The 14,336-nt window shown below is 57.9% G+C and carries 17 protein-coding genes; all 17 read left to right on the forward strand.

Annotated elements, in window-relative coordinates:
• Positions 1-764: phage portal protein (locus J5M56_RS23080; protein ID WP_207937858.1), on the forward strand; the 764-nt coding region annotated here is incomplete at its 5' end.
• Positions 745-2,064, forward strand: a complete 1,320-nt coding sequence (locus J5M56_RS23085; RefSeq protein ID WP_000123343.1) for a S49 family peptidase — start codon at positions 745-747, stop codon at positions 2,062-2,064. The genes J5M56_RS23080 and J5M56_RS23085, both read left to right, overlap by 20 nt.
• Positions 2,065-2,073: 9 nt before the next feature.
• Positions 2,074-2,406, forward strand: coding sequence for a head decoration protein (locus J5M56_RS23090; RefSeq protein WP_001297109.1), 333 nt, complete (start codon positions 2,074-2,076; stop codon positions 2,404-2,406).
• Between the two features lie 55 nt (positions 2,407-2,461).
• Positions 2,462-3,487 carry a major capsid protein gene (locus J5M56_RS23095; protein ID WP_000063280.1) on the forward strand — a complete coding sequence of 342 codons (1,026 nt, stop codon included), beginning with the start codon at positions 2,462-2,464 and terminating at the stop codon, positions 3,485-3,487.
• A gap of 41 nt (positions 3,488-3,528) precedes the next feature.
• On the forward strand, positions 3,529-3,927 hold the full coding sequence (locus tag J5M56_RS23100; RefSeq protein ID WP_000158919.1) for a DNA-packaging protein FI: 399 nt from the start codon (positions 3,529-3,531) through the stop codon (positions 3,925-3,927).
• 11 nt (positions 3,928-3,938) lie between these two features.
• Complete coding sequence (locus J5M56_RS23105; RefSeq protein WP_000752979.1) at positions 3,939-4,292, forward strand: head-tail joining protein; 354 nt, start codon at positions 3,939-3,941, stop codon at positions 4,290-4,292.
• Positions 4,293-4,303: 11 nt separating this feature from the next.
• Positions 4,304-4,882, forward strand: a complete 579-nt coding sequence (locus J5M56_RS23110) for a phage tail protein (RefSeq protein WP_000975070.1) — start codon at positions 4,304-4,306, stop codon at positions 4,880-4,882.
• Positions 4,879-5,274, forward strand: a complete 396-nt coding sequence (locus J5M56_RS23115; protein WP_000683105.1) for a phage minor tail U family protein — start codon at positions 4,879-4,881, stop codon at positions 5,272-5,274. Before J5M56_RS23110 ends, J5M56_RS23115 begins: the two co-directional genes overlap by 4 nt.
• A gap of 7 nt (positions 5,275-5,281) precedes the next feature.
• Positions 5,282-6,022 carry a phage tail protein gene (locus tag J5M56_RS23120; RefSeq protein WP_001349920.1) on the forward strand — a complete coding sequence of 247 codons (741 nt, stop codon included), beginning with the start codon at positions 5,282-5,284 and terminating at the stop codon, positions 6,020-6,022.
• Between the two features lie 15 nt (positions 6,023-6,037).
• The gene (locus J5M56_RS23125; RefSeq protein ID WP_000479153.1) at positions 6,038-6,460 is read left to right on the forward strand and encodes a phage minor tail protein G; all 423 of its coding nucleotides are present in this window, start codon (positions 6,038-6,040) and stop codon (positions 6,458-6,460) included.
• Entirely contained in the window at positions 6,442-6,876 is a 435-nt protein-coding gene (locus tag J5M56_RS23130) for a phage tail assembly protein T (protein ID WP_000459457.1), read from the forward strand. Before J5M56_RS23125 ends, J5M56_RS23130 begins: the two co-directional genes overlap by 19 nt.
• Entirely contained in the window at positions 6,869-9,430 is a 2,562-nt protein-coding gene (locus J5M56_RS23135; RefSeq protein ID WP_000840207.1) for a phage tail tape measure protein, read from the forward strand. Before J5M56_RS23130 ends, J5M56_RS23135 begins: the two co-directional genes overlap by 8 nt.
• Complete coding sequence (locus J5M56_RS23140; RefSeq protein WP_000847379.1) at positions 9,427-9,756, forward strand: phage tail protein; 330 nt, start codon at positions 9,427-9,429, stop codon at positions 9,754-9,756. The genes J5M56_RS23135 and J5M56_RS23140 overlap by 4 nt, the downstream gene beginning before the upstream one ends.
• The gene (locus J5M56_RS23145) at positions 9,756-10,454 is read left to right on the forward strand and encodes a phage minor tail protein L (RefSeq protein WP_001152639.1); all 699 of its coding nucleotides are present in this window, start codon (positions 9,756-9,758) and stop codon (positions 10,452-10,454) included. The genes J5M56_RS23140 and J5M56_RS23145 overlap by 1 nt, the downstream gene beginning before the upstream one ends.
• 5 nt (positions 10,455-10,459) lie before the next feature.
• Positions 10,460-11,203 (forward strand): C40 family peptidase, encoded by a 744-nt coding sequence (locus tag J5M56_RS23150; RefSeq protein ID WP_000194780.1) that lies wholly within the window; start codon positions 10,460-10,462, stop codon positions 11,201-11,203.
• Complete coding sequence (locus J5M56_RS23155) at positions 11,200-11,772, forward strand: tail assembly protein (protein WP_001407644.1); 573 nt, start codon at positions 11,200-11,202, stop codon at positions 11,770-11,772. Before J5M56_RS23150 ends, J5M56_RS23155 begins: the two co-directional genes overlap by 4 nt.
• A 60-nt stretch (positions 11,773-11,832) precedes the next feature.
• On the forward strand, positions 11,833-14,336 hold a 2,504-nt coding region (locus tag J5M56_RS23160; RefSeq protein ID WP_207937859.1), incomplete at its 3' end, for a host specificity protein J.

The following is a 14,336-nucleotide window of genomic DNA, read 5'->3' on the forward strand; positions in this document are numbered from 1 at the left end:
CCACCATTGAGAGTGAGCTGGATACGCAGTCAGCGATGGATTTTATTCTGGGCGCGAACAGTCAGGAGCAGCGGGAAAGGCTGACCGGCTGGATTGGTGAAATTGCCGCGTATTACGCCGCAGCGCCGGTCCGGCTGGGAGGCGCAAAAGTACCGCACCTGATGCCGGGTGACTCACTGAACCTGCAGACGGCTCAGGATACGGATAACGGCTACTCCGTGTTTGAGCAGTCACTGCTGCGGTATATCGCTGCCGGGCTGGGTGTCTCGTATGAGCAGCTTTCCCGGAATTACGCCCAGATGAGCTACTCCACGGCACGGGCCAGTGCGAACGAGTCGTGGGCGTACTTTATGGGGCGGCGAAAATTCGTCGCATCCCGTCAGGCGAGCCAGATGTTTCTGTGCTGGCTGGAAGAGGCCATCGTTCGCCGCGTGGTGACGTTACCTTCAAAAGCGCGCTTCAGTTTTCAGGAAGCCCGCAGTGCCTGGGGGAACTGCGACTGGATAGGCTCCGGTCGTATGGCCATCGATGGTCTGAAAGAAGTTCAGGAAGCGGTGATGCTGATAGAAGCCGGACTGAGTACCTACGAGAAAGAGTGCGCAAAACGCGGTGACGACTATCAGGAAATTTTTGCCCAGCAGGTCCGTGAAACGATGGAGCGCCGTGCAGCCGGTCTTAAACCGCCCGCCTGGGCGGCTGCAGCATTTGAATCCGGGCTGCGACAATCAACAGAGGAGGAGAAGAGTGACAGCAGAGCTGCGTAATCTCCCGCATATTGCCAGCATGGCCTTTAATGAGCCGCTGATGCTTGAACCCGCCTATGCGCGGGTTTTCTTTTGTGCGCTTGCAGGCCAGCTTGGGATCAGCAGCCTGACGGATGCGGTGTCCGGCGACAGCCTGACTGCCCAGGAGGCACTCGCGACGCTGGCATTATCCGGTGATGATGACGGACCACGACAGGCCCGCAGTTATCAGGTCATGAACGGCATCGCCGTGCTGCCGGTGTCCGGCACGCTGGTCAGCCGGACGCGGGCGCTGCAGCCGTACTCGGGGATGACCGGTTACAACGGCATTATCGCCCGTCTGCAACAGGCTGCCAGCGATCCGATGGTGGACGGCATTCTGCTCGATATGGACACGCCCGGCGGGATGGTGGCGGGGGCATTTGACTGCGCTGACATCATCGCCCGTGTGCGTGACATAAAACCGGTATGGGCGCTTGCCAACGACATGAACTGCAGTGCAGGTCAGTTGCTTGCCAGTGCCGCCTCCCGGCGTCTGGTCACGCAGACCGCCCGGACAGGCTCCATCGGCGTCATGATGGCTCACAGTAATTACGGTGCTGCGCTGGAGAAACAGGGTGTGGAAATCACGCTGATTTACAGCGGCAGCCATAAGGTGGATGGCAACCCCTACAGCCATCTTCCGGATGACGTCCGGGAGACACTGCAGTCCCGGATGGACGCAACCCGCCAGATGTTTGCGCAGAAGGTGTCGGCATATACCGGCCTGTCCGTGCAGGTTGTGCTGGATACCGAGGCTGCAGTGTACAGCGGTCAGGAGGCCATTGATGCCGGACTGGCTGATGAACTTGTTAACAGCACCGATGCGATCACCGTCATGCGTGATGCACTGGATGCACGTAAATCCCGTCTCTCAGGAGGGCGAATGACCAAAGAGACTCAATCAACAACTGTTTCAGCCACTGCTTCGCAGGCTGACGTTACTGACGTGGTGCCAGCGACGGAGGGCGAGAACGCCAGCGCGGCGCAGCCGGACGTGAACGCGCAGATCACCGCAGCGGTTGCGGCAGAAAACAGCCGCATTATGGGGATCCTCAACTGTGAGGAGGCTCACGGACGCGAAGAACAGGCACGCGTGCTGGCAGAAACCCCCGGTATGACCGTGAAAACGGCCCGCCGCATTCTGGCCGCAGCACCACAGAGTGCACAGGCGCGCAGTGACACTGCGCTGGATCGTCTGATGCAGGGGGCACCGGCACCGCTGGCTGCAGGTAACCCGGCATCTGATGCCGTTAACGATTTGCTGAACACACCAGTGTAAGGGATGTTTATGACGAGCAAAGAAACCTTTACCCATTACCAGCCGCAGGGCAACAGTGACCCGGCTCATACCGCAACCGCGCCCGGCGGATTGAGTGCGAAAGCGCCTGCAATGACCCCGCTGATGCTGGACACCTCCAGCCGTAAGCTGGTTGCGTGGGATGGCACCACCGACGGTGCTGCCGTTGGCATTCTTGCGGTTGCTGCTGACCAGACCAGCACCACGCTGACGTTCTACAAGTCCGGCACGTTCCGTTATGAGGATGTGCTCTGGCCGGAGGCTGCCAGCGACGAGACGAAAAAACGGACCGCGTTTGCCGGAACGGCAATCAGCATCGTTTAACTTTACCCTTCATCACTAAAGGCCGCCTGTGCGGCTTTTTTTACGGGATTTTTTTATGTCGATGTACACAACCGCCCAACTGCTGGCGGCAAATGAGCAGAAATTTAAGTTTGATCCGCTGTTTCTGCGTCTCTTTTTCCGTGAGAGCTATCCCTTCACCACGGAGAAAGTCTATCTCTCACAAATTCCGGGACTGGTAAACATGGCGCTGTACGTTTCGCCGATTGTTTCCGGTGAGGTTATCCGTTCCCGTGGCGGCTCCACCTCTGAATTTACGCCGGGATATGTCAAGCCGAAGCATGAAGTGAATCCGCAGATGACCCTGCGTCGCCTGCCGGATGAAGATCCGCAGAATCTGGCGGACCCGGCTTACCGCCGCCGTCGCATCATCATGCAGAACATGCGTGACGAAGAGCTGGCCATTGCTCAGGTCGAAGAGATGCAGGCAGTTTCTGCCGTGCTTAAGGGCAAATACACCATGACCGGTGAAGCCTTCGATCCGGTTGAGGTGGATATGGGCCGCAGTGAGGAGAATAACATCACGCAGTCCGGCGGCACGGAGTGGAGCAAGCGTGACAAGTCCACGTATGACCCGACCGACGATATCGAAGCCTACGCGCTGAACGCCAGCGGTGTGGTGAATATCATCGTGTTCGATCCGAAAGGCTGGGCGCTGTTCCGTTCCTTCAAAGCCGTCAAGGAGAAGCTGGATACCCGTCGTGGCTCTAATTCCGAGCTGGAGACAGCGGTGAAAGACCTGGGCAAAGCGGTGTCCTATAAGGGGATGTATGGCGATGTGGCCATCGTCGTGTATTCCGGACAGTACGTGGAAAACGGCGTCAAAAAGAACTTCCTGCCGGACAACACGATGGTGCTGGGGAACACTCAGGCACGCGGTCTGCGCACCTATGGCTGCATTCAGGATGCGGACGCACAGCGCGAAGGCATTAACGCCTCTGCCCGTTACCCGAAAAACTGGGTGACCACCGGCGATCCGGCGCGTGAGTTCACCATGATTCAGTCAGCACCGCTGATGCTGCTGGCTGACCCTGATGAGTTCGTGTCCGTACAACTGGCGTAATCATGGCCCTTCGGGGCCATTGTTTCTCTGTGGAGGAGTCCATGACGAAAGATGAACTGATTGCCCGTCTCCGCTCGCTGGGTGAACAACTGAACCGTGATGTCAGCCTGACGGGGACGAAAGAAGAACTGGCGCTCCGTGTGGCAGAGCTGAAAGAGGAGCTTGATGACACGGATGAAACTGCCGGTCAGGACACCCCTCTCAGCCGGGAAAATGTGCTGACCGGACATGAAAATGAGGTGGGATCAGCGCAGCCGGATACCGTGATTCTGGATACGTCTGAACTGGTCACGGTCGTGGCACTGGTGAAGCTGCATACTGATGCACTTCACGCCACGCGGGATGAACCTGTGGCATTTGTGCTGCCGGGAACGGCGTTTCGTGTCTCTGCCGGTGTGGCAGCCGAAATGACAGAGCGCGGCCTGGCCAGAATGCAATAACGGGAGGCGCTGTGGCTGATTTCGATAACCTGTTCGATGCTGCCATTGCCCGCGCCGATGAAACGATACGCGGGTACATGGGAACGTCAGCCACCATTACATCCGGTGAGCAGTCAGGTGCGGTGATACGTGGTGTTTTTGATGACCCTGAAAATATCAGCTATGCCGGACAGGGCGTGCGCGTTGAAGGCTCCAGCCCGTCCCTGTTTGTCCGGACTGATGAGGTGCGGCAGCTGCGGCGTGGAGACACGCTGACCATCGGTGAGGAAAATTTCTGGGTAGATCGGGTTTCGCCGGATGATGGCGGAAGTTGTCATCTCTGGCTTGGACGGGGCGTACCGCCTGCCGTTAACCGTCGCCGCTGAAAGGGGGATGTATGGCCATAAAAGGTCTTGAGCAGGCCGTTGAAAACCTCAGCCGTATCAGCAAAACGGCGGTGCCTGGTGCCGCCGCAATGGCCATTAACCGCGTTGCTTCATCCGCGATATCGCAGTCGGCGTCACAGGTTGCCCGTGAGACAAAGGTACGCCGGAAACTGGTAAAGGAAAGGGCCAGGCTGAAAAGGGCCACGGTCAAAAATCCGCAGGCCAGAATCAAAGTTAACCGGGGGGATTTGCCCGTAATCAAGCTGGGTAATGCGCGGGTTGTCCTTTCGCGCCGCAGGCGTCGTAAAAAGGGGCAGCGTTCATCCCTGAAAGGTGGCGGCAGCGTGCTTGTGGTGGGTAACCGTCGTATTCCCGGCGCGTTTATTCAGCAACTGAAAAATGGCCGGTGGCATGTCATGCAGCGTGTGGCTGGGAAAAACCGTTACCCCATTGATGTGGTGAAAATCCCGATGGCGGTGCCGCTGACCACGGCGTTTAAACAAAATATTGAGCGGATACGGCGTGAACGTCTTCCGAAAGAGCTGGGCTATGCGCTGCAGCATCAACTGAGGATGGTAATAAAGCGATGAAACATACTGAACTCCGTGCAGCCGTACTGGATGCACTGGAGAAGCATGACACCGGGGCGACGTTTTTTGATGGTCGCCCCGCTGTTTTTGATGAGGCGGATTTTCCGGCAGTTGCCGTTTATCTCACCGGCGCTGAATACACGGGCGAAGAGCTGGACAGCGATACCTGGCAGGCGGAGCTGCATATCGAAGTTTTCCTGCCTGCTCAGGTGCCGGATTCAGAGCTGGATGCGTGGATGGAGTCCCGGATTTATCCGGTGATGAGCGATATCCCGGCACTGTCAGATTTGATCACCAGTATGGTGGCCAGCGGCTATGACTACCGGCGCGACGATGATGCGGGCTTGTGGAGTTCAGCCGATCTGACTTATGTCATTACCTATGAAATGTGAGGACGCTATGCCTGTACCAAATCCTACAATGCCGGTGAAAGGTGCCGGGACCACCCTGTGGGTTTATAAGGGGAGCGGTGACCCTTACGCGAATCCGCTTTCAGACGTTGACTGGTCGCGTCTGGCAAAAGTTAAAGACCTGACGCCCGGCGAACTGACCGCTGAGTCCTATGACGACAGCTATCTCGATGATGAAGATGCAGACTGGACTGCGACCGGGCAGGGGCAGAAATCTGCCGGAGATACCAGCTTCACGCTGGCGTGGATGCCCGGAGAGCAGGGGCAGCAGGCGCTGCTGGCGTGGTTTAATGAAGGCGATACCCGTGCCTATAAAATCCGCTTCCCGAACGGCACGGTCGATGTGTTCCGTGGCTGGGTCAGCAGTATCGGTAAGGCGGTGACGGCGAAGGAAGTGATCACCCGCACGGTGAAAGTCACCAATGTGGGACGTCCGTCGATGGCAGAAGATCGCAGCACGGTAACAGCGGCAACCGGCATGACCGTGACGCCTGCCAGCACCTCGGTGGTGAAAGGGCAGAGCACCACGCTGACCGTGGCCTTCCAGCCGGAGGGCGTAACCGACAAGAGCTTTCGTGCGGTGTCTGCGGATAAAACAAAAGCCACCGTGTCGGTCAGTGGTATGACCATCACCGTGAACGGCGTTGCTGCAGGCAAGGTCAACATTCCGGTTGTATCCGGTAATGGTGAGTTTGCTGCGGTTGCAGAAATTACCGTCACCGCCAGTTAATCCGGAGAGTCAGCGATGTTCCTGAAAACCGAATCATTTGAACATAACGGTGTGACCGTCACGCTTTCTGAACTGTCAGCCCTGCAGCGCATTGAGCATCTCGCCCTGATGAAACGGCAGGCAGAACAGGCGGAGTCAGACAGCAACCGGAAGTTTACTGTGGAAGACGCCATCAGAACCGGCGCGTTTCTGGTGGCGATGTCCCTGTGGCATAACCATCCGCAGAAGACGCAGATGCCGTCCATGAATGAAGCCGTTAAACAGATTGAGCAGGAAGTGCTTACCACCTGGCCCACGGAGGCAATTTCTCATGCTGAAAACGTGGTGTACCGGCTGTCTGGTATGTATGAGTTTGTGGTGAATAATGCCCCTGAACAGACAGAGGACGCCGGGCCCGCAGAGCCTGTTTCTGCGGGAAAGTGTTCGACGGTGAGCTGAGTTTTGCCCTGAAACTGGCGCGTGAGATGGGGCGACCCGACTGGCGTGCCATGCTTGCCGGGATGTCATCCACGGAGTATGCCGACTGGCACCGCTTTTACAGTACCCATTATTTTCATGATGTTCTGCTGGATATGCACTTTTCCGGGCTGACGTACACCGTGCTCAGCCTGTTTTTCAGCGATCCGGATATGCATCCGCTGGATTTCAGTCTGCTGAACCGGCGCGAGGCTGACGAAGAGCCTGAAGATGATGTGCTGATGCAGAAAGCGGCAGGGCTTGCCGGAGGTGTCCGCTTTGGCCCGGACGGGAATGAAGTTATCCCCGCTTCCCCGGATGTGGCGGACATGACGGAGGATGACGTAATGCTGATGACAGTATCAGAAGGGATCGCAGGAGGAGTCCGGTATGGCTGAACCGGTAGGCGATCTGGTCGTTGATTTGAGTCTGGATGCGGCCAGATTTGACGAGCAGATGGCCAGAGTCAGGCGTCATTTTTCTGGTACGGAAAGTGATGCGAAAAAAACAGCGGCAGTCGTTGAACAGTCGCTGAGCCGACAGGCGCTGGCTGCACAGAAAGCGGGGATTTCCGTCGGGCAGTATAAAGCCGCCATGCGTATGCTGCCTGCACAGTTCACCGACGTGGCCACGCAGCTTGCAGGCGGGCAAAGTCCGTGGCTGATCCTGCTGCAACAGGGGGGGCAGGTGAAGGACTCCTTCGGCGGGATGATCCCCATGTTCAGGGGGCTTGCCGGTGCGATCACCCTGCCGATGGTGGGGGCCACCTCGCTGGCGGTGGCGACCGGTGCGCTGGCGTATGCCTGGTATCAGGGCAACTCAACCCTGTCCGATTTCAACAAAACGCTGGTCCTTTCCGGCAATCAGGCGGGACTGACGGCAGATCGTATGCTGGTCCTGTCCAGAGCCGGGCAGGCGGCAGGGCTGACGTTTAACCAGACCAGCGAGTCACTCAGCGCACTGGTTAAGGCGGGGGTAAGCGGTGAGGCTCAGATTGCGTCCATCAGCCAGAGTGTGGCGCGTTTCTCCTCTGCATCCGGCGTGGAGGTGGACAAGGTCGCTGAAGCCTTCGGGAAGCTGACCACAGACCCGACGTCGGGGCTGACGGCGATGGCTCGCCAGTTCCATAACGTGTCGGCGGAGCAGATTGCGTATGTTGCTCAGTTGCAGCGTTCCGGCGATGAAGCCGGGGCATTGCAGGCGGCGAACGAGGCCGCAACGAAAGGGTTTGATGACCAGACCCGCCGCCTGAAAGAGAACATGGGCACGCTGGAGACCTGGGCAGACAGGACTGCGCGGGCATTCAAATCCATGTGGGATGCGGTGCTGGATATTGGTCGTCCTGATACCGCGCAGGAGATGCTGATTAAGGCAGAGGCTGCGTATAAGAAAGCAGACGACATCTGGAATCTGCGCAAGGATGATTATTTTGTTAACGATGAAGCGCGGGCGCGTTACTGGGATGATCGTGAAAAGGCCCGTCTTGCGCTTGAAGCCGCCCGAAAGAAGGCTGAGCAGCAGACTCAACAGGACAAAAATGCGCAGCAGCAGAGCGATACCGAAGCGTCACGGCTGAAATATACCGAAGAGGCGCAGAAGGCTTACGAACGGCTGCAGACGCCGCTGGAGAAATATACCGCCCGTCAGGAAGAACTGAACAAGGCACTGAAAGACGGGAAAATCCTGCAGGCGGATTACAACACGCTGATGGCGGCGGCGAAAAAGGATTATGAAGCGACGCTGAAAAAGCCGAAACAGTCCAGCGTGAAGGTGTCTGCGGGCGATCGTCAGGAAGACAGTGCTCATGCTGCCCTGCTGACGCTTCAGGCAGAACTCCGGACGCTGGAGAAGCATGCCGGAGCAAATGAGAAAATCAGCCAGCAGCGCCGGGATTTGTGGAAGGCGGAGAGTCAGTTCGCGGTACTGGAGGAGGCGGCGCAACGTCGCCAGCTGTCTGCACAGGAGAAATCCCTGCTGGCGCATAAAGATGAGACGCTGGAGTACAAACGCCAGCTGGCTGCACTTGGCGACAAGGTTACGTATCAGGAGCGCCTGAACGCGCTGGCGCAGCAGGCGGATAAATTCGCACAGCAGCAACGGGCAAAACGGGCCGCCATTGATGCGAAAAGCCGGGGGCTGACTGACCGGCAGGCAGAACGGGAAGCCACGGAACAGCGCCTGAAGGAACAGTATGGCGATAATCCGCTGGCGCTGAATAACGTCATGTCAGAGCAGAAAAAGACCTGGGCGGCTGAAGACCAGCTTCGCGGGAACTGGATGGCAGGCCTGAAGTCCGGCTGGAGTGAGTGGGAAGAGAGCGCCACGGACAGTATGTCGCAGGTAAAAAGTGCAGCCACGCAGACCTTTGATGGTATTGCACAGAATATGGCGGCGATGCTGACCGGCAGTGAGCAGAACTGGCGCAGCTTCACCCGTTCCGTGCTGTCCATGATGACAGAAATTCTGCTTAAGCAGGCAATGGTGGGGATTGTCGGGAGTATCGGCAGCGCCATTGGCGGGGCTGTTGGTGGCGGCGCATCCGCGTCAGGCGGTACAGCCATTCAGGCCGCTGCGGCGAAATTCCATTTTGCAACCGGAGGATTTACGGGAACCGGCGGCAAATATGAGCCAGCGGGGATTGTTCACCGTGGTGAGTTTGTCTTCACGAAGGAGGCAACCAGCCGGATTGGCGTGGGGAATCTTTACCGGCTGATGCGCGGCTATGCCACCGGCGGTTATGTCGGTACACCGGGCAGCATGGCAGACAGCCGGTCGCAGGCGTCCGGGACGTTTGAGCAGAATAACCATGTGGTGATTAACAACGACGGCACGAACGGGCAGATAGGTCCGGCTGCTCTGAAGGCGGTGTATGACATGGCCCGCAAGGGTGCCCGTGATGAAATTCAGACACAGATGCGTGATGGTGGCCTGTTCTCCGGAGGTGGACGATGAAGACCTTCCGCTGGAAAGTGAAACCCGGTATGGATGTGGCTTCGGTCCCTTCTGTAAGAAAGGTGCGCTTTGGTGATGGCTATTCTCAGCGAGCGCCTGCCGGGCTGAATGCCAACCTGAAAACGTACAGCGTGACGCTTTCTGTCCCCCGTGAGGAGGCCACGGTACTGGAGTCGTTTCTGGAAGAGCACGGGGGCTGGAAATCCTTTCTGTGGACGCCGCCTTATGAGTGGCGGCAGATAAAGGTGACCTGCGCAAAATGGTCGTCGCGGGTCAGTATGCTGCGTGTTGAGTTCAGCGCAGAGTTTGAACAGGTGGTGAACTGATGCAGGATATCCGGCAGGAAACACTGAATGAATGCACCCGTGCGGAGCAGTCGGCCAGCGTGGTGCTCTGGGAAATCGACCTGACAGAGGTCGGTGGAGAACGTTATTTTTTCTGTAATGAGCAGAACGAAAAAGGTGAGCCGGTCACCTGGCAGGGGCGACAGTATCAGCCGTATCCCATTCAGGGGAGCGGTTTTGAACTGAATGGCAAAGGCACCAGTACGCGCCCCACGCTGACGGTTTCTAACCTGTACGGTATGGTCACCGGGATGGCGGAAGATATGCAGAGTCTGGTCGGCGGAACGGTGGTCCGGCGTAAGGTTTACGCCCGTTTTCTGGATGCGGTGAACTTCGTCAACGGAAACAGTTACGCCGATCCGGAGCAGGAGGTGATCAGCCGCTGGCGCATTGAGCAGTGCAGCGAACTGAGCGCGGTGAGTGCCTCCTTTGTACTGTCCACGCCGACGGAAACGGATGGCGCTGTTTTTCCGGGACGTATCATGCTGGCCAACACCTGCACCTGGACCTATCGCGGTGACGAGTGCGGTTATAGCGGTCCGGCTGTCGCGGATGAATATGACCAGCCAACGTCCGATATCACGAAGGATAAATGCAGCAAATGCCTGAGCGGTTGTAAGTTCCGCAATAACGTCGGCAACTTTGGCGGCTTCCTTTCCATTAACAAACTTTCGCAGTAAATCCCATGACACAGACAGAATCAGCGATTCTGGCGCACGCCCGGCGATGTGCGCCAGCGGAGTCGTGCGGCTTCGTGGTAAGCACGCCGGAGGGGGAAAGATATTTCCCCTGCGTGAATATCTCCGGTGAGCCGGAGGCGTATTTCCGTATGTCGCCGGAAGACTGGCTGCAGGCAGAAATGCAGGGTGAGATTGTGGCGCTGGTCCACAGCCACCCCGGTGGTCTGCCCTGGCTGAGTGAGGCCGACCGGCGGCTGCAGGTGCAGAGTGATTTGCCGTGGTGGCTGGTCTGCCGGGGGACGATTCATAAGTTCCGCTGTGTGCCGCATCTCACCGGGCGGCGCTTTGAGCACGGTGTGACGGACTGTTACACACTGTTCCGGGATGCTTATCATCTGGCGGGGATTGAGATGCCGGACTTTCATCGTGAGGATGACTGGTGGCGTAACGGCCAGAATCTCTATCTGGATAATCTGGAGGCGACGGGGCTGTATCAGGTGCCGTTGTCAGCGGCACAGCCGGGCGATGTGCTGCTGTGCTGTTTTGGTTCATCAGTGCCGAATCACGCCGCAATTTACTGCGGCGACGGCGAGCTGCTGCACCATATTCCTGAACAACTGAGCAAACGAGAGAGGTACACCGACAAATGGCAGCGACGCACACACTCCCTCTGGCGTCACCGGGCATGGCGCGCATCTGCCTTTACGGGGATTTACAACGATTTGGTCGCCGCATCGACCTTCGTGTGAAAACGGGGGCTGAAGCCATCCGGGCACTGGCCACACAGCTCCCGGCGTTTCGTCAGAAACTGAGCGACGGCTGGTATCAGGTACGGATTGCCGGGCGGGACGTCAGCACGTCCGGGTTAACGGCGCAGTTACATGAGACTCTGCCTGATGGCGCTGTAATTCATATTGTTCCCAGAGTCGCCGGGGCCAAGTCAGGTGGCGTATTCCAGATTGTCCTGGGGGCTGCCGCCATTGCCGGATCATTCTTTACCGCCGGAGCCACCCTTGCAGCATGGGGGGCAGCCATTGGGGCCGGTGGTATGACCGGCATCCTGTTTTCTCTCGGTGCCAGTATGGTGCTCGGTGGTGTGGCGCAGATGCTGGCACCGAAAGCCAGAACTCCCCGTATACAGACAACGGATAACGGTAAGCAGAACACCTATTTCTCCTCACTGGATAACATGGTTGCCCAGGGCAATGTTCTGCCTGTTCTGTACGGGGAAATGCGCGTGGGGTCACGCGTGGTTTCTCAGGAGATCAGCACGGCAGACGAAGGGGACGGTGGTCAGGTTGTGGTGATTGGTCGCTGATGCAAAATGTTTTATGTGAAACCGCCTGCGGGCGGTTTTGTCATTTATGGAGCGTGAGGAATGGGTAAAGGAAGCAGTAAGGGGCATACCCCGCGCGAAGCGAAGGACAACCTGAAGTCCACGCAGTTGCTGAGTGTGATCGATGCCATCAGCGAAGGGCCGATTGAAGGTCCGGTGGATGGCTTAAAAAGCGTGCTGCTGAACAGTACGCCGGTGCTGGACACTGAGGGGAATACCAACATATCCGGTGTCACGGTGGTGTTCCGGGCTGGTGAGCAGGAGCAGACTCCGCCGGAGGGATTTGAATCCTCCGGCTCCGAGACGGTGCTGGGTACGGAAGTGAAATATGACACGCCGATCACCCGCACCATTACGTCTGCAAACATCGACCGTCTGCGCTTTACCTTCGGTGTACAGGCACTGGTGGAAACCACCTCAAAGGGTGACAGGAATCCGTCGGAAGTCCGCCTGCTGGTTCAGATACAACGTAACGGTGGCTGGGTGACGGAAAAAGACATCACCATTAAGGGCAAAACCACCTCGCAGTATCTGGCCTCGGTGGTGATGGGTAACCTGCCGCCGCGCCCGTTTAATATCCGGATGCGCAGGATGACGCCGGACAGCACCACAGACCAGCTGCAGAACAAAACGCTCTGGTCGTCATACACTGAAATCATCGATGTGAAACAGTGCTACCCGAACACGGCACTGGTCGGCGTGCAGGTGGACTCGGAGCAGTTCGGCAGCCAGCAGGTGAGCCGTAATTATCATCTGCGCGGGCGTATTCTGCAGGTGCCGTCGAACTATAACCCGCAGACGCGGCAATACAGCGGTATCTGGGACGGAACGTTTAAACCGGCATACAGCAACAACATGGCCTGGTGTCTGTGGGATATGCTGACCCATCCGCGCTACGGCATGGGGAAACGTCTTGGTGCGGCGGATGTGGATAAATGGGCGCTGTATGTCATCGGCCAGTACTGCGACCAGTCAGTGCCGGACGGCTTTGGCGGCACGGAGCCGCGCATCACCTGTAATGCGTACCTGACCACACAGCGTAAGGCGTGGGATGTGCTCAGCGATTTCTGCTCGGCGATGCGCTGTATGCCGGTATGGAACGGGCAGACGCTGACGTTCGTGCAGGACCGACCGTCGGATAAGACGTGGACCTATAACCGCAGTAATGTGGTGATGCCGGATGATGGCGCGCCGTTCCGCTACAGCTTCAGCGCCCTGAAGGACCGCCATAATGCCGTTGAGGTGAACTGGATTGACCCGAACAACGGCTGGGAGACGGCGACAGAGCTTGTTGAAGATACGCAGGCCATTGCCCGTTACGGTCGTAATGTTACGAAGATGGATGCCTTTGGCTGTACCAGCCGGGGGCAGGCACACCGCGCCGGGCTGTGGCTGATTAAAACAGAACTGCTGGAAACGCAGACCGTGGATTTCAGCGTCGGCGCAGAAGGGCTTCGCCATGTACCGGGCGATGTTATTGAAATCTGCGATGATGACTATGCCGGTATCAGCACCGGTGGTCGTGTGCTGGCGGTGAACAGCCAGACCCGGACGCTGACGCTCGACCGTGAAATCACGCTGCCATCCTCCGGTACCGCGCTGATAAGCCTGGTTGACGGAAGTGGCAATCCGGTCAGCGTGGAGGTTCAGTCCGTCACCGACGGCGTGAAGGTAAAAGTGAGCCGTGTTCCTGACGGTGTTGCTGAATACAGCGTATGGGAGCTGAAGCTGCCGACGCTGCGCCAGCGACTGTTCCGCTGCGTGAGTATCCGTGAGAACGACGACGGCACGTATGCCATCACCGCCGTGCAGCATGTGCCGGAAAAAGAGGCCATCGTGGATAACGGGGCGCACTTTGACGGCGAACAGAGTGGCACGGTGAATGGTGTCACGCCGCCAGCGGTGCAGCACCTGACCGCAGAAGTCACTGCAGACAGCGGGGAATATCAGGTGCTGGCGCGATGGGACACACCGAAGGTGGTGAAGGGCGTGAGTTTCCTGCTCCGTCTGACCGTAACAGCGGACGACGGCAGTGAGCGGCTGGTCAGCACGGCCCGGACGACGGAAACCACATACCGCTTCACGCAACTGGCGCTGGGGAACTACAGGCTGACAGTCCGGGCGGTAAATGCGTGGGGGCAGCAGGGCGATCCGGCGTCGGTATCGTTCCGGATTGCCGCACCGGCAGCACCGTCGAGGATTGAGCTGACGCCGGGCTATTTTCAGATAACCGCCACGCCGCATCTTGCCGTTTATGACCCGACGGTACAGTTTGAGTTCTGGTTCTCGGAAAAGCAGATTGCGGATATCAGACAGGTTGAAACCAGCACGCGTTATCTTGGTACGGCGCTGTACTGGATAGCCGCCAGTATCAATATCAAACCGGGCCATGATTATTACTTTTATATCCGCAGTGTGAACACCGTTGGCAAATCGGCATTCGTGGAGGCCGTCGGTCGGGCGAGCGATGATGCGGAAGGTTACCTGGATTTTTTCAAAGGCAAGATAACCGAATCCCATCTCGGCAAGGAGCTGCTGGAAAAAGT

It is taken from the genome of Pseudomonas sp. 51_B (assembly GCF_017491595.1).
GTDB classification, from domain to species: domain Bacteria; phylum Pseudomonadota; class Gammaproteobacteria; order Pseudomonadales; family Pseudomonadaceae; genus Aquipseudomonas; species Aquipseudomonas promysalinigenes.